17 protein-coding genes and 1 pseudogene are annotated in these 17,328 nt (G+C 49.8%); 17 read left to right on the top strand and 1 reads right to left on the bottom strand.

Annotation, left to right across the window (positions count from 1 at the left end; genetic code table 11):
- Nucleotides 1-321 precede the first annotated feature (321 nt).
- The 8 genes from C2E25_RS17590 (at nt 322) to C2E25_RS16470 (ending at nt 8,428) form a co-directional block, all read left to right on the top strand.
- Nucleotides 322-492, top strand: coding sequence for a hypothetical protein (locus C2E25_RS17590; protein WP_158247313.1), 171 nt, complete (start codon nt 322-324; stop codon nt 490-492).
- Between the two features lie 8 nt (nt 493-500).
- Nucleotides 501-1,817, top strand: a complete 1,317-nt coding sequence (locus tag C2E25_RS16500) for a nucleotide sugar dehydrogenase (RefSeq protein WP_103116819.1) — start codon at nt 501-503, stop codon at nt 1,815-1,817.
- 122 nt (nt 1,818-1,939) lie between these two features.
- Complete coding sequence (locus tag C2E25_RS16495) at nt 1,940-2,902, top strand: Gfo/Idh/MocA family oxidoreductase (protein ID WP_103116817.1); 963 nt, start codon at nt 1,940-1,942, stop codon at nt 2,900-2,902.
- Nucleotides 2,899-3,564, top strand: coding sequence for an acyltransferase (locus tag C2E25_RS16490; RefSeq protein ID WP_103116816.1), 666 nt, complete (start codon nt 2,899-2,901; stop codon nt 3,562-3,564). Before C2E25_RS16495 ends, C2E25_RS16490 begins: the two co-directional genes overlap by 4 nt.
- 12 nt (nt 3,565-3,576) lie before the next feature.
- The gene (locus tag C2E25_RS16485; RefSeq protein ID WP_103116815.1) at nt 3,577-4,707 is read left to right on the top strand and encodes a DegT/DnrJ/EryC1/StrS family aminotransferase; all 1,131 of its coding nucleotides are present in this window, start codon (nt 3,577-3,579) and stop codon (nt 4,705-4,707) included.
- 105 nt (nt 4,708-4,812) lie between these two features.
- Nucleotides 4,813-6,051 carry a lipopolysaccharide biosynthesis protein gene (locus C2E25_RS16480; RefSeq protein ID WP_158247312.1) on the top strand — a complete coding sequence of 413 codons (1,239 nt, stop codon included), beginning with the start codon at nt 4,813-4,815 and terminating at the stop codon, nt 6,049-6,051.
- 14 nt (nt 6,052-6,065) lie between these two features.
- Nucleotides 6,066-7,325, top strand: a complete 1,260-nt coding sequence (locus C2E25_RS16475; RefSeq protein ID WP_158247311.1) for an O-antigen ligase family protein — start codon at nt 6,066-6,068, stop codon at nt 7,323-7,325.
- The gene (locus tag C2E25_RS16470; protein WP_103116813.1) at nt 7,325-8,428 is read left to right on the top strand and encodes a glycosyltransferase; all 1,104 of its coding nucleotides are present in this window, start codon (nt 7,325-7,327) and stop codon (nt 8,426-8,428) included. The genes C2E25_RS16475 and C2E25_RS16470 overlap by 1 nt, the downstream gene beginning before the upstream one ends.
- Nucleotides 8,429-8,525: 97 nt before the next feature.
- Here C2E25_RS16470 and C2E25_RS16465 read toward each other — a convergent pair.
- Nucleotides 8,526-8,666: pseudogene (locus C2E25_RS16465) on the bottom strand (ISL3 family transposase); the annotation flags it as partial.
- 79 nt (nt 8,667-8,745) lie between these two features.
- On the opposite strand from C2E25_RS16465, the gene C2E25_RS16460 reads away from it, so the two are divergent.
- The 9 genes from C2E25_RS16460 to C2E25_RS16420 all read left to right on the top strand — a co-directional run bounded on the left by C2E25_RS16460 (nt 8,746) and on the right by C2E25_RS16420 (nt 16,952).
- Nucleotides 8,746-10,068 (top strand): glycosyltransferase family 4 protein, encoded by a 1,323-nt coding sequence (locus tag C2E25_RS16460; protein WP_158247310.1) that lies wholly within the window; start codon nt 8,746-8,748, stop codon nt 10,066-10,068.
- Between the two features lie 389 nt (nt 10,069-10,457).
- A complete protein-coding gene (locus tag C2E25_RS16455) occupies nt 10,458-11,444 on the top strand; it encodes a UDP-N-acetylmuramyl pentapeptide phosphotransferase (RefSeq protein ID WP_103116811.1) in 987 nt (328 codons plus the stop codon).
- A 95-nt stretch (nt 11,445-11,539) separates the two neighbouring features.
- Entirely contained in the window at nt 11,540-11,839 is a 300-nt protein-coding gene (locus C2E25_RS16450) for a hypothetical protein (protein WP_103116810.1), read from the top strand.
- A 148-nt stretch (nt 11,840-11,987) separates the two neighbouring features.
- Entirely contained in the window at nt 11,988-13,250 is a 1,263-nt protein-coding gene (locus C2E25_RS16445; protein ID WP_158247309.1) for an AAA family ATPase, read from the top strand.
- Between the two features lie 2 nt (nt 13,251-13,252).
- Nucleotides 13,253-13,987 (top strand): hypothetical protein, encoded by a 735-nt coding sequence (locus C2E25_RS16440; RefSeq protein ID WP_146033005.1) that lies wholly within the window; start codon nt 13,253-13,255, stop codon nt 13,985-13,987.
- Nucleotides 13,988-14,425: 438 nt separating this feature from the next.
- Entirely contained in the window at nt 14,426-14,707 is a 282-nt protein-coding gene (locus C2E25_RS16435) for a type II toxin-antitoxin system ParD family antitoxin (RefSeq protein WP_103116807.1), read from the top strand.
- Entirely contained in the window at nt 14,704-15,030 is a 327-nt protein-coding gene (locus tag C2E25_RS16430; protein ID WP_103116806.1) for a type II toxin-antitoxin system RelE/ParE family toxin, read from the top strand. Before C2E25_RS16435 ends, C2E25_RS16430 begins: the two co-directional genes overlap by 4 nt.
- Nucleotides 15,031-15,364: 334 nt before the next feature.
- On the top strand, nt 15,365-16,540 hold the full coding sequence (locus C2E25_RS16425; protein WP_103116805.1) for a DegT/DnrJ/EryC1/StrS family aminotransferase: 1,176 nt from the start codon (nt 15,365-15,367) through the stop codon (nt 16,538-16,540).
- Between the two features lie 7 nt (nt 16,541-16,547).
- Nucleotides 16,548-16,952, top strand: coding sequence for a VanZ family protein (locus C2E25_RS16420; RefSeq protein ID WP_103116804.1), 405 nt, complete (start codon nt 16,548-16,550; stop codon nt 16,950-16,952).
- The last annotated feature ends 376 nt before the right edge of the window (nt 16,953-17,328 follow it).

Raw genomic sequence — 17,328 nt, 5'->3', positions numbered from 1 at the left:
CGTTGCGCCCTTGGGACTGTCCCCGTTTTACAGTGGGACTGTCCCACTCAGGGTTAGAGATGGTCAGGGCGGCTCATTAAAAGGTACCTGTCCCCCTCAGAGGTTCTGGCTACGTAGCGGGTGGTGGGTTAAGGACTGCAGGGACTGTCCCGAAGTTCTGGGACTGTCCCTCTCGGAAGTTCGTTGAAATCCTGGGACTGTCCCACTCAGGGTTTGGGTTGGGCAGGGTGGTTCATTAAAAGGTGCCTGTCCCCCTCAGAGGGTCCCCCCCTCAGAGGGTCCCCCCTCAGAGGGTCGGAATTTAAGACTTACGGAGGCTCTATGATCCTTCACGTATGTGCTCAATGCCGCTTCGGCGGTGAACGGGATGGGAAATCGCATTGCAGTCGTGAGGCGGTTTACAGTTATCTGACCAACTGCATCCAGAAGAAGGCGTTGGAGTATTACCTGGAGCGGGAAGGGCGGAGTGAAAATGTGGCGGAAGCGGTTTGAAAATGAGCATGGTTACTCTTGAGGATATTGTTCAGCGCAAGGCCAGGATTGCCGTGGTCGGCCTCGGTTATGTCGGGCTGCCGCTGGCGGCGGCGTTTGGACGCCAGGTCGACGTTATCGGTTTTGATATTGACACCCGCAAGTTGAATCAGCTGCGCGATGGGGTCGATATGACCGGCGAGCTCTCCGCCGAACAGCTGGCGGCGACCACCATCGATTACAGCTCCGACCCGGCGCGGCTGCAGGAGGCGCAATTTTTGATCGTCACCGTGCCGACCCCCATCGACGGCAACAAGAAGCCCGACCTGCGCCCGGTCGAGGCCGCCAGCCGCACCATCGGCGCCAACCTGGCGAAAGGCAGCATCGTCGTCTATGAATCGACCGTCTACCCCGGCGTCACCGAAGAGGTGGCGGTGCCGATCCTCGAAGCGGCGTCGGGCCTGACCTGCGGCGTCGACTTCAAGGTCGGCTACTCGCCGGAGCGGATCAACCCCGGCGACAAGGTGCATACCGTCGACAAGATCATCAAGGTGGTTTCCGGCCAGGACGCCGAGACCCTGCAGACGGTCGCCGCGGTCTATGAACTGGTGGTCACCGCCGGGGTGCACCGCGCCTCCAGCATCAAGGTTGCCGAGGCCGCCAAGGTGATCGAGAACACCCAGCGCGACCTCAACATCGCCCTGATGAACGAGCTGGCGCTGATCTTCGGTCGGCTGGGCATCCCCACCCGCGAGGTGCTGGCCGCCGCCGGCACCAAGTGGAACTTCCTGCCCTTTACCCCCGGACTGGTCGGCGGTCACTGCATCGGCGTCGACCCCTACTACCTGACCTACAAGGCCGAGGCGATCGGCTACCACCCGCAGGTGATCCTCGCCGGCCGGCGTATCAACGACGGCATGGGCAAGCATGTCGCCGAGCAGACGGTGAAGAAGTTGATCCGTGCTGACAAGACGGTCAAGGGGGCGCGGGTGCTGGTGCTGGGGCTGACCTTCAAGGAGAACTGTCCCGATATTCGCAATACCAAGGTTGTCGATATTATCGCCGAGCTTAAAGAGTACGGCGTTGAGGTGCTGGTGCATGATCCCATGGCTGATCCGACGGAGGCGCGGAGCGGGTATGGGCTTGAGCTGGTTGGTCTTGATGGTCTCGCCCCGGTTGACGGTGTTGTCTGGGCGGTGGCGCATGATGCCTTTGCGGATATCTCCCCGAAGCAGTTGAAGGATCTGTGTGGTAATGGCAATGGGTCCGGGGTGGTGGTGGATGTGAAGGGCTTGTTGCGGCGGGATGACGTTGAGTCCACCGGACTGAGATATTGGAGTTTGTAGAGGGTGAGATGCTGTTGAGAGTTTTGGGGGTAAGGCGGTCGCGCCATCTCCAGAAGCTTTGTCAATGCCGGCAGATTTGACCTCTTTGGTCTTCTATTAATTTTTGGAGGTTGGAAAGTTCAATGGAAAATTTTGCATTAATTGGGGTTGGCGGGTATATCGCCCCCCGGCATATGAAGGCGATAAAGGACACAGAAAATCAACTCGTAGCAGCTGTTGATAAGAATGACTCTGTTGGGATCATAGATTCATATTTCCCACAGGCACATTTTTTTACCGAATTTGAACGGTTTGACCGGCATATAGAAAAACTGCGACGAGAGAATGCGGGACGAGAGGTCAGTTACGTCAGTATCTGCTCACCGAATTACCTTCATGATGCGCATATCCGGTTTGCGCTGCGTGTTCACGCACATGCTATTTGTGAGAAACCCTTGGTTCTGAACCCGTGGAATATTGACGCTTTGCAGGAAATAGAGCAAGAAAGTGGAAAAAGGGTCAATACCATTTTGCAGTTAAGGTTGCATCCGAGCATCATTGCCCTGAAGAAAGAAGTTGAAGAGAAAATTCAATCCGAACCCGGGAAAATGTTTGAGGTCGACCTGTCTTATCTTACTTCACGGGGGAGATGGTACCAGGTTAGTTGGAAAGGCGATGAGCAAAAATCTGGTGGCGTTGCGACGAATATCGGCGTCCACTTTTTCGACATGCTTGCTTATGTTTTTGGCCCGGTCGTAAAGAATATTTGCCATGTAAGAGATGCCGAGACAACGGCAGGATTCCTTGAACTTAAACACGCAAGGGTAAGATGGTTTTTAAGTACAAAGTCCGAGCATCTTCCTGCTGAGGTCAAGGAAAAGGGGCAAACAACATACCGTTCAATCACTGTTAATGGCGAAGAAGTTGAATTCTCCGGTGGCTTTACAGATTTACATACAAGGAGCTATGAGGAAATTCTTTCTGGGCAGGGGTTTGGTCTTGCTGATGTGCGCGATTGCATCAATGTTGTCCATGACGTACGGCATGCTGAAATCCACGCGTTGACTGGTGATTATCATCCGTTTTGCCGAAAGGTAGAAAAATGACGAAAATAGCAGAAACGGCTTTTGTCCACACTTCAAGTTATGTTGATGATGGGGCTGCTGTCGGTGAATATACAAAAATATGGCATTTTTGCCATGTCCTGAGCGGGGCGCAGATTGGTAATCGATGCAGCTTTGGGCAGAACTGTTCGATCGCTGGTGGGGTACAGATTGGCGACAACGTCAAGGTGCAAAATAACGTCTCCATTTATGAAGGGACGACGATTGAAGACGATGTATTTCTCGGACCTTCCTGTGTCCTGACCAACGTTACCAACCCCCGGTCGCAGGTGGTTCGCCGCTCTCTTTATGAAAAGACCCTGTTGCGGCGCGGATGTTCAGTTGGAGCGAATGCGACGATTGTCTGTGGTATTACCATCGGCCGGTATGCCTTTATTGCCGCCGGGGCGGTTGTTGCAAAAGATGTCCCTGATTATGCGCTTATGGTCGGCGTCCCGGCTCGGCAGAAAGGCTGGATGAGCCGACATGGGCATGTGCTTGCCAACCCTGATGCCGAGGGTGTGATGACCTGTCCGGAAAGTGGATTGCGGTATCGGGAGGAGGAACCAGGTCTATTGCGTTGTCTGGATCTTGACGAAGATGCTCCGTTGCCTGAAAAAATGGCTGTCGGCTCTGTGGTTTATGATGAGTTGAAACAGAAATAAGAAGGTTGTGTGATGCAGTTTATTGATCTAAAAGCCCAGCAGGAGCGTATCCGCCCACAGATCGATGCAGCGATAAAGCGAGTCCTTGACCATGGCCAGTACATCATGGGGCCGGAGGTTTTTGAGTTGGAACGACAGCTTGCCGAGTTTGTCGGGGTCCGCCATGCCATTGGCTGTTCCAGCGGTACGGATGCATTGTTGTTGGGGTTGATGGCCTATGAAGTTGGCCCGGGGGATGCGGTCTTTACAACTCCTTTCACTTTTTTTGCCACCTGCGAAGTTATTGCCCTGCTTGGCGCCACCCCGGTTTTTGTCGATATCGACCCGCGCACGTTCAATATTGATCCCATCAAACTTGGTCAGGCGATTGAGCGGGTTGTAGAAGAGGGCAAGTTGAAGGTGAGGGGGATTATCCCTGTCGACCTGTATGGTTTGCCTGCGGATTATGATGCCATCATGCCTTTGGCCGAAAAACATGGCTTGTTTGTGCTGGAAGACGCAGCTCAGGCTTTTGGAGCCACCTATAAGGGACGGAAGGCACCTGGGCTCGGGCATGTCGGAACGACCAGTTTTTTCCCGGCTAAACCATTGGGTTGTTATGGGGATGGTGGGGCTGTTTTTACTGATGATGATGATCTGGCGGAGAAGATTCGGTCCTTACTTGTACATGGGAAAGGGCCAGACAAATACAACAATGTCAGAATTGGACTCAATGCTCGGTTGGATACTATTCAGGCAGCTATCCTGATTGAAAAGTTGAAGATTTATCCTGAGGAAATAGAGCTTCGGCAAGTTGCTGCTGAACGTTATTCAAAGTCATTGTGTGAAATGGCTGGGGTTATGACCCCGCATATACCTGATGGATATGCTTCGGTGTGGGCTCAGTATACGATTCAGTGCCAAAATCGAGACGATTTGCAGTTTCGTCTCAGCAAGGCCGCTATACCGACAATGGTCTATTACGTAAAGCCGGTATGTTTGCTTGATGCCATGTCTTATTTGAATAATCAGGATGGATCTTTTCCCGTTGCCGAAAAAATGGCGCGCCAGGTTCTGAGCCTACCTATATTTCCCTATCTAGCAAAGAACCAACAGTTTGAAATTTTAGCTAAATTAGCTGGCAAACATATATGTTGTAGTTAATACCATCCTATCTCCCTTTTTTGTTGGTAATGGATAATTCTTCAGGTGAGTCAATTAGGTAATAGAATCAGGCATCTTCTTAGATCAGAAAGTTTTGGGAGGAACGTGGCCATTTTGGCTAGTGGCTCAGCTGTTGGCTATGGGGTTGCTTTTGCAGCGACTCCTCTGCTGACACGGATATATTCACCAGAGGAATTTGGGGCTCTCGCAGTGTATATGTCCGTTGTCGGCATGCTGGGAAATGTTGTGACGCTCCGTTATCCCCTAGCAATCCCATTGCCAGAAGATGATGATAGCGCCCTGAGCCTTCTGCTTTTGTCGTTGGGGATTGCCTTCATTATAAGTTTGATTTTGTTTATCGCCCAGTTTTTCTGGGGGGAAGAAATCGTGCGTGCGGCTGGGATTGAAGCAATTGCATCATATCTCTGGTTGGTCCCCGTTGGCCTGCTTGGAATAGGGACTTATCAATCGCTGAACTATTGGGCTGTGAGAACTTCAGATTTTGGACCAATATCTCAGACAAAGATTATTCAGTCTGTAGGAATGGTTATTATCCAGCTTACTTTTGGATTCTTCAACCCAGGTGCATTTGGGCTGATCGTTGGGGATGTTTTTGGGAGAGTAGGTGGTAGTGGAAGTCTTGCAGTGAGAGCTTTTGCGCGGCAGCGTCAATCGATTCACAGAATGACGTTTAACGACCTGATAAAGTCAGCAATAAGATATCGGCGATTCCCCATGATATCAGCCAGTTCATCGTTGCTTAATAGCGCTGGTTTGCAGATAGCCCCGCTTTTGCTGGCGAGTTTTTATGGGGTTAAGGTAGCAGGGCTGTTTGCATTGTCTCAACGTATAATTGGTATTCCTATGGTCTTATTCGGTCAAGCTATAGGTCAGGTATTTTACGGTGAGTTTGCCAAGAAAAAGTATGAAGGACAAGTAGTTATGAGGGGGCTATACCTAGGCATGGCAAAAAAATTGGCTATTTATGGAGCTATCCCAGTTTTGGTCCTTGGTTTGTGGGGCCCAGATGTTTTCGGACTTATTTTTGGCAACGCATGGCGGGACGCTGGTATATATACACAGACTTTGGCTGCAATGTTTCTAATTCAATTTGTAGTCGTACCATTGTCGCAAACACTCACTATATTGGAAAAGCAAGTTGTCCAATTCATATGGGATGCTTTGCGGCTTCTCTTAGTGATTGCAGCCCTGTACGGTGCGTCATTTCTGAAGCTCTCACCTTTAACGGCCATATTGTTATATGGTATCAGCATGTTTTTGTCATATGCCATGCTTTTTCTGTTGTCTTTGAAGGTAATAGAGACAACTGGTGCTCAAGGTTAATGAAAACAGCTTCAATGAAAATAAAAGATAATTTTGATTGTGTTCATCGATCAAAATTTTATTATCATGTTTTAACATGGAAATTTTTCATCTCCTTTGAGTTCGTTTTTGTTCAATTTCTTTTTGCTGGTAGGTACAAGGCTGACCCTCGTTTTTCTTGGTTTCCGATTGATATAACCCTATTTTTTTTCTTGATAAGTTTTTTGTCAGGAATGTTTATACTAAAGAAAAATCAGTTTGCCATTAGGAGGGATAATATCAGTTTTATCGTTTCAGGTTTGCTGTTTTTTGGATATTGTTTAGTCAGTTTATTGTGGTCGCCTGGTGAAATCTATGCAACCCAGAAAACGCTATATTTTTGTATTTTGACTTTATGGACTTTTCTTGCTTGCTCTTTAGTGATCGGTGTTGAAAGTGTTCGTGTGGTCAGGTTTTTTGTTGCGTGGGTACTGATGTCCATCTGGATAGCGATAGAAGCTTATATGGCATATAGTTCCTCAAGCGGTATTCTGGGTGTTGGTGTTATGGGAGGTAATTACCTAGGTGTTGGTAGAACAGTAGGGCCTGCATCATTGTTGTTGTTGACAGTAGCCATTTATTCTAATATGCACAAAATTATTAAATTAGCATGCCTGTCTTGGGTTGTTTTTGGAAGTTATATACTGCTTGTAATTGGTGGGCGTGGGCCTTTTATTGCAGTAGCTGTGCCCGTATTGTTGATAGGTTTATTGACTTTTTCTTTTCGACAAGGTGTGTATAAGAATAAAGGATTTTTTATAATTTTCCTTATTGCCATATTTGGCGGATTTTATTTGAATCACTTGCTTGACTCAGATTATGTGCCGGTTACTTTAAGAAGGTTAATGTTGCTTTTTGGAAATGATATTGGTAACTCTGCGGTAGAAAGATTACATTTTATAAAAGATTCTATAAACTACTGGGTGTCGGCGCCTATTCTTGGGCACGGCATCGGGAGTTGGCCAATTCTTAATAATGGAAGTGACGTTAGGGGGTATCCTCATAATGTTTTTCTTGAAGTAATTGTTGAGTTTGGAATTATTGGTTTTTTATTGTTGATTGGCTTTATTGTCAAGTCCATATCAAATTTAGTTCGGGATGATAGATTGCGTTATGATCCAATAATTCTCGCTATTGTCATGTTTTTGATGAATACATTCATAAATTCACTTTTTAGTGGGGACCTTCCTGATAATCGTTATTTGTTTGGAGTGCTTGGTTTGACAATTTATCGAAGTGTTGGAGATCATATATAATGCAAGGAAATATAGTTCATTTAACTTCGGTCCATTCCCGTAACGATGCGAGAATATTTGCCAAGATGTGTACAAGTGCATCGGCAAACAATTATAATGTGACCTTAATTGTAGCTGATGGAAAAGGGACAGATAATAAAAATGGAGTCAATATTATAGATGTCGGTAGATTGCATGGTAGGTTCAATCGTATACTTAAAACTACATTTAAACTATACAGGGCCTGTGTAGTTCAAAATGCAGATGCATATCATATTCATGATCCGGAATTGCTTCCAGTTGGGTTGGTTCTTAAGTCGAGTGGTAAAATAGTCATATTTGATATGCATGAAAATGTTGCGGCTCAAATATATAATAAAAAATGGATCCCATATATATTTAGACCAGCAATATCCTTATGTTATAAATTGTTTCAATATGTAGCGCTTAGATTTTATGATGCCGTGATTCTTGCAGAAACTTGTTATGAAAAGATCAACATAAATTGTAAATATGTAGCTACGGTAAGGAATTACCCAATAGTAGAAGAATTTGAAATGGGAACAGTAATATCTCGGGATGAAAAAAAATATGTTTCTTATGTGGGGGGGATTTCTCTTTTGAGGGGGCTGCAGCAAATGGTTGATATAGCCCCATTGGTAAGGTGTGAAATTTTATTGGCCGGTCCGCCTGTAGTTTCTGACCTTGAAAAAGTAAAAGAAAATGAAAACTGGCCTTTGATCAGGTATCTTGGTGTAATTGCTAGAGAGGATGTCGCTTCGGTTTTGAGTTCATCTTTTGCCGGATTGGTTGTCTTGCACCCCATTGAAAATTATAAAGAAACCGAGCCTACTAAAATGTTTGAATATATGGCTTCAGGAATACCAGTAATCGCATCAAATTTCCCAAGTTGGAAAGGTATTGTTGAGTCAATAAAATGTGGTATCTGTGTCGACCCTTTAGATACTCACGCTATTGCCGATGCTATTGATTATCTTTTAGATAATCCAGAAGTGGCCAAGAGGATGGGTGAAAATGGGCGACAGGCAGTTTTGCAAAAATACAATTGGTCGATAGAGGAAAAAAAACTACTGTGCCTCTATGAAAAAACTCTAAGGCTTTGAATGCCCAATAAACATTCGGTTCGATCTACAAAACAAATGTTGTAGGTAGGGCTTTGTTTCTTGATGGCCAGATATTGAAAGCAAATAAGGCTCGTCATCAGAATCTGCGGAGATAATCAGGTTCCGGCAACTTGCCAAGCTCATGATATAGGGCGATTTGCAGGCATTTCAGGGTTCGAAACCCGTAGACTTTTCTCATAGTGAGTTTTGCCTTGAGGTTCATGCTCTCTGCCGCGCCTAGGGCGGCGATCTTTTGAAGGCCTTGAGTGGTGCAGTAGGTAGCCAGGGAGTTGGCCTGTCCCCTTATGGAAAAGGGGATGCTGCGCAAAAAATTGTCGCTTTTATCACAAGGGATCCTTGCGGATAGTTCTTTTGGGTTGAGGGTTAGGATGATGAAGGTTTGGTATCTTCACCATTATGCAGCACCGCCGGATTGTGGCGCTCCGATGAGGGCTCATTACTTGGCCAAAAGTTTGGCCCCTTTTGGGCACGACGTTACGGTTGTCGCTGCAAGTTGTCATCATTTGCGCAAAGAATCGGCGCCGGAGAAAGATCATCTGACTCTGCGTTCCTTTGACGAAGTCCAATATTTTCAACTTCCTACACGATCTTATGTTGGAAATGCCTGGACGAGGCTTTCCAATATGTTTGATTACAATCGTCAGGTTAAATTGTTGCCGCAGGTTATTGCTGCTGGGCGTTTAGCTAAGCCGGATGTATTGATTGCTTCGTCTCCTCACCTGTTTGCTTTTCCTGCGGTAAACAAAATTGCGGAACAATTGTCCGCCAAGGTTGTTTTTGAAGTACGAGATCTCTGGCCCCTCAGTTTGGTAGAGTTGCTTGGAGTGCCTGCTTGGCATCCTCTTGTTGTCTGGATGGGGATGATCGAAAAACAGGGCTACAAAAAAGCCGATGCGGTCGTATCTCTTTTAGAGAATGCCTACCAATATATGGGCAAAAGAGGTTTGGATAGGGATAAGTTCCATTATATTTCAAATGGTGCTGATCTTGACGAATCTGTAGATGGTGTTGAACTGCCACATGACTGTCAATCTCTCTTTGAACGTCTAAAAAAACGGGAAAAGTTGATTGTTGTTTATGCTGGTGCCCATGGTCCGCCTAATGCATTGGACCAAGTGCTTGACTTGAAGAAATTGGTTGGTTCCAAAGAGGCACCCTACCATTTTGTTTTTATTGGCGATGGAAGTTCTAAACAGCAATTGGAAGATCGTGTTAGGAATGAAAAGATTTCATTTATAAGTTTTTTCCCGAGAATGTCAAAAAAACAAGTTTCAATTGCTGTAAAAAAATCAGATGTTTGTTTTATAGGGTGGAATAATAAAAATATTTATAGTTACGGTACTAGTCCAAATAAAATTGGCGACTATTTTGTGGCTAGTAAGCCAGTTATAAATGCAATAGGTCACGAAAATGATATTGTCAATAAGATTTGTGCCGGGATAGTAGTGCCTCCATATAATCCAGATAGGCTGGATGCTGCCTTAAGAAAAATGTATGCATTGACCGATGAAGAAAGAAAAACAATAGGTCGACGGGGACGCGTGTATGTTGAAAAGAGCTTGCGTTGGGAAATTTTAGGCGAGAAATATTCAAAATTGCTGACGGAGTTGAACGCTTAGATCTGTATCTTGTGTTTATGAGGTTGGTTCTGTGAAAAAATTGATAAAGGGATGGTTAATAAAATTCTCGGGAACCGCCTTTTCAGACAAGGAGTTGCGCAAAAATTTAAACTTCTACGCCTGCTACACTGATCCTTCCCTGCGGATGTTGGTTGCCATCGAACCCGGCTCATGTGTCCGTTCGTTTTTGTCCCATTCCTGCTGAAGACACGGCTCCTTGGACACCGGCCGAGGGTGAGACGCGGGTGCCGGCCTACCTGAATTCGTTGGTTGAGGCGTTCACTGGTGAATCCTCTGCCGCCGATTGTGCCGATAAATCCAAAGATTGAAACCAAAGCCGTCGGCAGAAAATAAATTCTCTTCTGTTTTCTGAATCGAATAACCTGCTTATGCTGATATCAACGCTATTCCTCAATGCTCTTCTCGGCTTTGCCGGCGCCTGGTTCATGGCCCGCTTCGCCTTTCAACTCGGCCTGGTGGACTTGCCCAACGAGCGCAGTTCGCACGTCACTCCAACCCCGAGGGGCGGCGGCATCGGCATCCTTTTCGGCCTCTGCCTGACCGGCCTGCTGACCCACGTTCCGCTGCTCTTCTGGTTACCGGCCGCCGGGCTCTCGGTGGTCAGCTTCTTTGATGATCGGCTCGACCTGACGCCCCGCCTGCGGTTGCTGCTGCAGTTCTCCGCCGCTGTTGCCGTGCTTCTGGTTGCCAACGGGGATGTCGCCTGGCCGATCCGCATCCCCCTGTTCCTGTTCTTTGCCGTTTTCATCGTCGGCACCGCCAATTTCTACAACTTCATGGACGGCATCAACGGCATCGCCGGCATCACCGGGCTGGTGACCTTTTCACTCGTCGCCCTGTTCGCCCACCAGGGACAAGCCCCCGCGTGGATGACCCTGCTGGCTGCCGGACTCGCCGCCGCCTGCCTCGGTTTCCTGCCGTTCAACGTGCCCCGGGCCAGGGTGTTCATGGGGGATGTCGGCAGTGTGCTGCTCGGCTTCGCCTACGCCGGGCTGGTCTGCCTGCTTTCGACAACGATCCCCGGATTTATCTGCCTGATTTCCTTCCTGTTCATGTTCTACGCCGACGCGCTGACCACCCTGTATATCCGCAAACGGGACGGAGAGAAATTATCCCAAGCCCATCGCCGGCATCTCTACCAGGTGCTGTGCAACGAGCGCGGAATTGCCCACTGGAAGGTTTCCTGCTGCTATGGCCTGATCCAGATTCTGATCGGCGGTGGCATGTTGCTGGCCTATAACCGGGGGCTCTGGTGGCAACTCGGCTGGTTTCTGATTTGCGGGGTGCTGTTTCTGGCGGTGACCACGACTGTCCGCGCCGCCGCCGGCCGTGCCGCTGTCGAGGGCGGGGTGTGACCAGGCTCCCGATTCCGCCGGTTTTGAGAATCCTGTCCCGAAAATGTAGGATGTGGTGAACAGCAACCGCATCAACTTCAGCTCTGGAGGTTCACATGGGCCCAGAACAAAAGACCCCACCGACGCCGCTTCCCATGAAATTTGTTTTGGCGCCGGGCTGCGCCGACGTCTCGGAAGGCATGGTTTGCCTCGATGATGAGAACCCGCCCGCCGGCAACCCCTCGCCGCGCCCTGCCGCCACCGCCGGACAGCCGGCATGTGAGTACCAGGTTTACGCGGAGCAACAACCGGGAGAAGGATTCTGGGCTGTCGCCCCCGGTTGCGGTGACATCTCCGAGGGGATGGTCTGGGTTGCGATGGTCGGCAACCCGGCGAAGGTCATGGAGAAGAGATAAGCAATTTTGAATGCTGGGTGAGGTGATTTTAAATGGGCTTGGGGCGCAGTTGACTCTCTTGGTAGTCTGTTGTAATAATCTTAAACTTATATCCTTTTTTTTTGAGAATGCTTTTGTTTTGCTGGCGCATTGAAAGACGGAGCGGATTTTGCTGAAAAAACTTACAATAAAAGGCTTCAAATCTATTGTTAATGAGAGCTTGGAGTTTGGGCGTGTCAATTTGTTTTTGGGGCCTAATGGGGCTGGCAAATCAAATGTTCTTGAAGCAATTGGAGTGATGGGCGCTGCATTGGGGAGAGATATTACCGATGCTGAGCTTCAGAGAAAAGGCGTTCGTTTGTCAGTACCAACATTGTTTAAATCGTCGTTTAAAAACAGAACTCTCCGTATTAATTTTGATCTAGAAGCGGTTATGAGCCGTTCTGTATCATATGATGTTAGAATAACAGCCAGTGAAAGCTCTCAGTCATTAAGATTTTTTACTGAACATATTGTTCATAAAAACATAACGTATATGGGAAGGAGTAATCACGGCATTACATTGCGTGGCGATCTTGAACCTCGTAAAGATGTATCTCCGGATCGAGGTTTGTGGGATCGATTTAGAGAACTAATAGACTGTCCTGAGGATCTTTCTGATGAGCTTAATAAGCTGTCAAAATTTTCTATCTATGCACCTCAGACTACTTTTTTAAGGGGAACGGACGTTGAGTCTGTGCCTGTTCGACCTGTGGGGTTGTTGGGAGGGGGGCTGCCTCAGGCTGCTGCTGCCGTTTTGATGAATCCCGTCTTGAAATCTTCAGAAGTACGGGAATTGGTTGATGATATTTTGGGGTTGGTGTGGATGCCTGGTTGGGCAAATCAGTTCGAAATAGCACCGGCAGACCCTGCGATAGTTTCTTCCCAAGTGCGGACCGCTGAGCAAACCTTGTACTTCAGGGACAAGTTTATGAAGAGGGGTCGGGATATGTTGTCCGCTTATGACAGCAGTGAAGGGACATTATATCTCCTTTTTCTTGCCGTCTTGGCTTTACATCCTGAAGCCCCCAAAATTTTTGCATTAGATAACGTTGATAATGCTTTAAATCCAGCAGTAACTCGTGTGCTGCTTGAAAAATTGATTTCATTGACCTGTGAAAGTAAATATCGAGAATTTGGTATTGGTCCTGAGCAAGTTTTCATGACAAGTCATAATCCAACTTCACTTGATGCATTCGACATTTTTGACGACAATCAGAGAATTTTTGTTGTTAGTAGAGAAAAGGATACTGGTTATACAAAGGTTGAAAGGTTGTTGCCTTCGGAAAATATGACGCGTTCAGACTGGATTAGGATAGCAAAGGGAAAGAATCTTTCTGAAATGTTGATTAGTGGGATGATAAAAAATGCGTTAGGAGATACAGATTTATAATCATGGACGATAAAATAGGAGTTGTTGCTGAAGGTCCGACTGACTTAGTAGCATTACAAATTCTTTTACCAGCTGCAGTGCCTGAATTAAAACAAGATAGCTTCTGTTTCCTCCAGCCAACAATGGACCGGACAAGCGGCGAACATTCAGATGGGGGCTGGACAAAGATTCAAAAATGGTGTTTAAGCAATTCCCCCGCGTTACGCAAACGCATGATTAGTGGTGGACTGTTTGCGGGAGACCCCATTGAATATGACTGGAAGTATCTTCTTGTTCTGATAGACACAGATATCTGTGACCAAATCGAGTTTCAACGACAATCAGATGTTAACCCGGGGGATTACGCTCTTTCCGAACCCTCTGGTCGGGCTGCTTATGTTAAGGAAGTTTTACGCAGATGGTTATGGCCGGATGGTGTGGTGGCAGATGACTTGTCCTGGACACTTCTGGCATCTGCGGTAGAGGCAATAGAAACATGGTTAGTTGTTGGTTTGCTGGATAGAGATGAGCCGGAACGGATAAAAGATGTGGGTAAGGAGTTACTCGTGGCCGATCATGTCAGCCGCGGGAGAAAAGTTCCAGAGACAGCAAAGCGGATAAAAAAACGGCCGGAGCGATATGCAAAGATAGCAAAGCGGGCTGCTGAGAGGATTGAAAATATAAAGAGTCATTGCCCTCACTTTGCTGAATTAGTAGACGGCTTGTTGACGATGTTGCCTGAGGGGGACGGTGGATGACTAATTTGTCGCCCGTGTGCCTGCCTGTGTTCTGTGACACTTGATAGAGCTGGTGTTCCCGATCAATCGCGCTTGTGAGACTGCCTTCGGGCAGCAGGTTCCGGAATCCGGCGACGACAAGCTTTTCCGGAACCTCAGAATTGAGACCCCCGTGTCAGAATTTGATGCGGGGGTTTTGTTTTACCGAACAACCCAAGGGGGACGGGTACCTTTTAATGAACCGCTCGATCCGTCCTGAACCCTGAGTGGGACAGTCCCGCTGGAAAACGGGGACAGTCCCAGGGGGGGCACGCTTCTCGCCCCAGCTTTTCAGCCGCCGGCGCGGTGGTGATGACAATTTTGAATGCTGAATGCCGGGTTTTGAATTTGTTTTATGGCGTGGACTTTTCTTGATCCCGTTGGCATAATATGCCATTGGTGCTGAAAAGGAGATCAATTATGCCGACTCGTAATGTTGTATTGACCGACCACCAGGCTCGCCTGGTGGAGCAGCTCGTGACCTCGGGTCGCTATCAGAATGCCAGTGAAGTTCTGCGTGAAGGTCTGCGACTTGTTGAGCAGCGTGAGGAAGAGAATGCTTTACGGCTGGCTGCTTTGCGCAGCGCCATAGAGGCGGGTGTCACCGATATCGAGGCCGGGCGCTTGAGCACCTTCGAATCACCTGAGTCTCTCGGCGCGCATCTCAGAACCTTGTCAGCCAAAGCGATCCGTAACACATGAGCTCACTTTGGACCGTTCGACTCGCCGGCAAGGCTGAGCAGGACTTTTTTGAAATTGTGCAATGGTCGGCGGCCAACTTTGGTCAGCATCAGGCTGCTGTCTATGCCGAGACCTTGTCGCTGGCGCTCAGTGCGCTTGCAGAGGGCCCTGAAGTATCAGGTGCCAGGCGCCGCGAAGAGATCGGTCATGGCATTCTGACACTTCATGTCGCCAGACAAGGGCGTAAAGGGCGGCATTTTGTGGTGTTCCGTGTCAGCGGCGTGAGAACTATTGATGTGCTCAGACTGCTTCACGACAGTATGGACCTGGTGCGGCATGTTTAATCGAGGGTCGTGAACCCAAGGGGGACGGGTACCTTTTAATGAACCGCTCGGTCCATCCTGAACTCTGAGTGGGACAGTCCCGCTGGGAACCGGGGACAGTCCCAAGGAACAACCCAAGGGGGACGGGTACCTTTTAATGAACCGCTCGATCCGTCCTGAACCCTGAGTGGGACAGTCCCGCTGGAAAACGGGGACAGTCCCAGGGGGGCACGCTTCTCGCCTCGGCTTTTCAGCCGCCGGCGCGGTGGTGATGACAATTTTGAATGCTGAATGCTGGATTTTGAATTCAATTCAACATCCAAAATCCAAAATTCTCAATGAGGAAAATATTCCCATGACCATAAACCCCTTCCCCTCCTGGCCCTCCTTCACCGAAGAAGAAGCCGAAGCTGTCAGAAACGTCCTGCTCTCCAACAAGGTCAACTACTGGACCGGAACCGAGGGTCGCGCGTTCGAAAAGGAATTCGCCGCCGCCTGCGGGACGCCATACGCCGTCGCCCTGGCCAACGGCACGGTGGCGCTGGAACTGGCGCTGGAGGCGCTCGGCATCGGCGCCGGCGACGAGGTGATCACTACCAGCTACACCTTCATCGCCTCGGCCAGCGCCATCGTCATGCGCGGCGCGGTGCCGGTGATCGCCGATGTCGAACCGGACAGCCTGACCATCAGCGCCGCCACCATCCGCCCGCTGATCACCCCGCGAACCCGGGCGATCATCGCCGTACACCTGGTCGGCCGTCCCTGCGACATGGACCCGATTATGGAACTGGCGGCCGAGCATGACCTGAAGGTGATCGAGGACTGCGCCCAGGCCCACGGGGCGCGCTACAAGGACCGTCCGGTCGGCTCTCTCGGCGACGCCGCGGCCTTCTCCTTCTGCCAGGACAAGATCATGACCACCGGCGGGGAAGGGGGGATGCTGGTCACCGACGACAAGACGGTCTGGGAAAAGGCCTGGTCGTACAAGGACCACGGCAAGAGCTACGCCGCGGTTTATGAGCGCGAGCACCCACCCGGATTCCGCTGGCTGCACGAGTCGTTCGGTACCAACTGGCGGCTGACCGAAATGCAGGCGGCGATCGGCCGCATTCAGCTGCGCCGGCTGCCGGAATGGAAGGCGGCCCGGCAGCGCAACGCGGCGCTGCTGGACGAGGCGTTTAGGAAGATCCCGGCGCTGCGGGTGCCGGAGACGCCGGCCGATATCGACCACGCTTACTACAAGTACTACACCTTTGTCCGCCCGGAACGGCTGGCACCCAGCTGGGACCGCGACCGGATCATGAACGCCATCACCGCCGAAGGGGTTCCCTGTTTCAGCGGCATCTGCCCGGAAATCTACCTGGAAAAAGCCTTCACCGATGCCGGATTCGGCCCGAAAGAGCGCCTGCCGAACGCGCGGTGCTGCGGGGAGACCAGCCTGCTGTTCCTGGTGCATCCGACTCTGGGCGAGCGGGAGATGGCGGCGACCTGCCGGGCGGTGACCGAGGTCATGACTCGGGCGAGCCGCTGACCTCACCGTGCGCCCCCTGCGTACCGCAACCCTGATGGCCCTCGCCGCCGCGTCGCTGGTGGTGCTGCTCAGTTGCATCAGCCAGCCGACCTTCGAGTCCTGGTACACCCACGCCCTCGGCCGGCTGCCCCTGCCGGATGCGGCGCGCTACTATCTCATCAACCACTACAAGCTCGGCCACTCCCTCTGCTACTTCCTCCTCACCCTGACCTTCGGTTTTACCCTGCGACCGCGATGGCCCTGGCTGATCCTTGCTCCTTTCCTGCTCGGCGTGCTGCTGGAAATCATCCAGACCACCCTGCCGACCCGCTCAGGAGACTGGCACGACCTGCTCTACAACCTGGCCGGGATCGGGGTCGGGGTAGTGGTGTGCCTGGTCGCGAAAGCCGGCCGCTGTATGCAGCCTCGATAAACCGGTTGAGTGTCAGCCTCTGGGGTCAGGTCTTGAATTGTCAGGTTGCCCAGATTCAGGCAACGGCAACATCAAAACCTTAAATGGGACGCAGAAAGGGCGGATGAACACTGATCAGGCCTGAAAGCAAAATCAAAACCCTGATCCTGGGGTAAAGTCTGAAACCAGATCCCGGTTCTAAGGGGTTGCTTTTCATCTGCGTCCATCAGCGTTCATCCGCGGCTCATATTGCCTCTATGGTTTTCAGTTCTGACGGCAACACCTTTTTTAGCCGCGGATGCACGCCGATGCACGCGGATAAGGGCAACGGCAACATCAAAATGCGGATTCCGATGAAATCGACCACCTAATCCGAAGGAAATCGTCCACCCGTTCC

It is taken from the genome of Geothermobacter hydrogeniphilus (assembly GCF_002898515.1).
GTDB lineage: Bacteria > Desulfobacterota > Desulfuromonadia > Desulfuromonadales > Geothermobacteraceae > Geothermobacter_A.
The sequence above is the reverse complement of the archived record's forward strand: the minus strand, read 5'-3'. Positions and strand labels throughout refer to the sequence as shown.

Bases quoted from the DNA above. Each gene is read 5' to 3' on its own strand.
- C2E25_RS16500 (WP_103116819.1), top strand. From the start codon at position 501: ATGGTTACTCTTGAGGATATTGTTCAGCGCAAGGCCAGGATTGCCGTG.
- C2E25_RS16490 (WP_103116816.1), top strand. From the start codon at position 2,899: ATGACGAAAATAGCAGAAACGGCTTTTGTCCACACTTCAAGTTATGTT.
- C2E25_RS16455 (WP_103116811.1), top strand. From the start codon at position 10,458: ATGCTGATATCAACGCTATTCCTCAATGCTCTTCTCGGCTTTGCCGGC.
- C2E25_RS16440 (WP_146033005.1), top strand. From the start codon at position 13,253: ATGGACGATAAAATAGGAGTTGTTGCTGAAGGTCCGACTGACTTAGTA.
- C2E25_RS16495 (WP_103116817.1), top strand. From the start codon at position 1,940: ATGGAAAATTTTGCATTAATTGGGGTTGGCGGGTATATCGCCCCCCGG.
- C2E25_RS16425 (WP_103116805.1), top strand. From the start codon at position 15,365: ATGACCATAAACCCCTTCCCCTCCTGGCCCTCCTTCACCGAAGAAGAA.
- C2E25_RS16450 (WP_103116810.1), top strand. From the start codon at position 11,540: ATGGGCCCAGAACAAAAGACCCCACCGACGCCGCTTCCCATGAAATTT.
- C2E25_RS16470 (WP_103116813.1), top strand. From the start codon at position 7,325: ATGCAAGGAAATATAGTTCATTTAACTTCGGTCCATTCCCGTAACGAT.
- C2E25_RS16460 (WP_158247310.1), top strand. From the start codon at position 8,746: ATGCTGCGCAAAAAATTGTCGCTTTTATCACAAGGGATCCTTGCGGAT.
- C2E25_RS16485 (WP_103116815.1), top strand. From the start codon at position 3,577: ATGCAGTTTATTGATCTAAAAGCCCAGCAGGAGCGTATCCGCCCACAG.
- C2E25_RS16430 (WP_103116806.1), top strand. From the start codon at position 14,704: ATGAGCTCACTTTGGACCGTTCGACTCGCCGGCAAGGCTGAGCAGGAC.
- C2E25_RS17590 (WP_158247313.1), top strand. From the start codon at position 322: ATGATCCTTCACGTATGTGCTCAATGCCGCTTCGGCGGTGAACGGGAT.
- C2E25_RS16435 (WP_103116807.1), top strand. From the start codon at position 14,426: ATGCCGACTCGTAATGTTGTATTGACCGACCACCAGGCTCGCCTGGTG.
- C2E25_RS16475 (WP_158247311.1), top strand. From the start codon at position 6,066: ATGAAAATAAAAGATAATTTTGATTGTGTTCATCGATCAAAATTTTAT.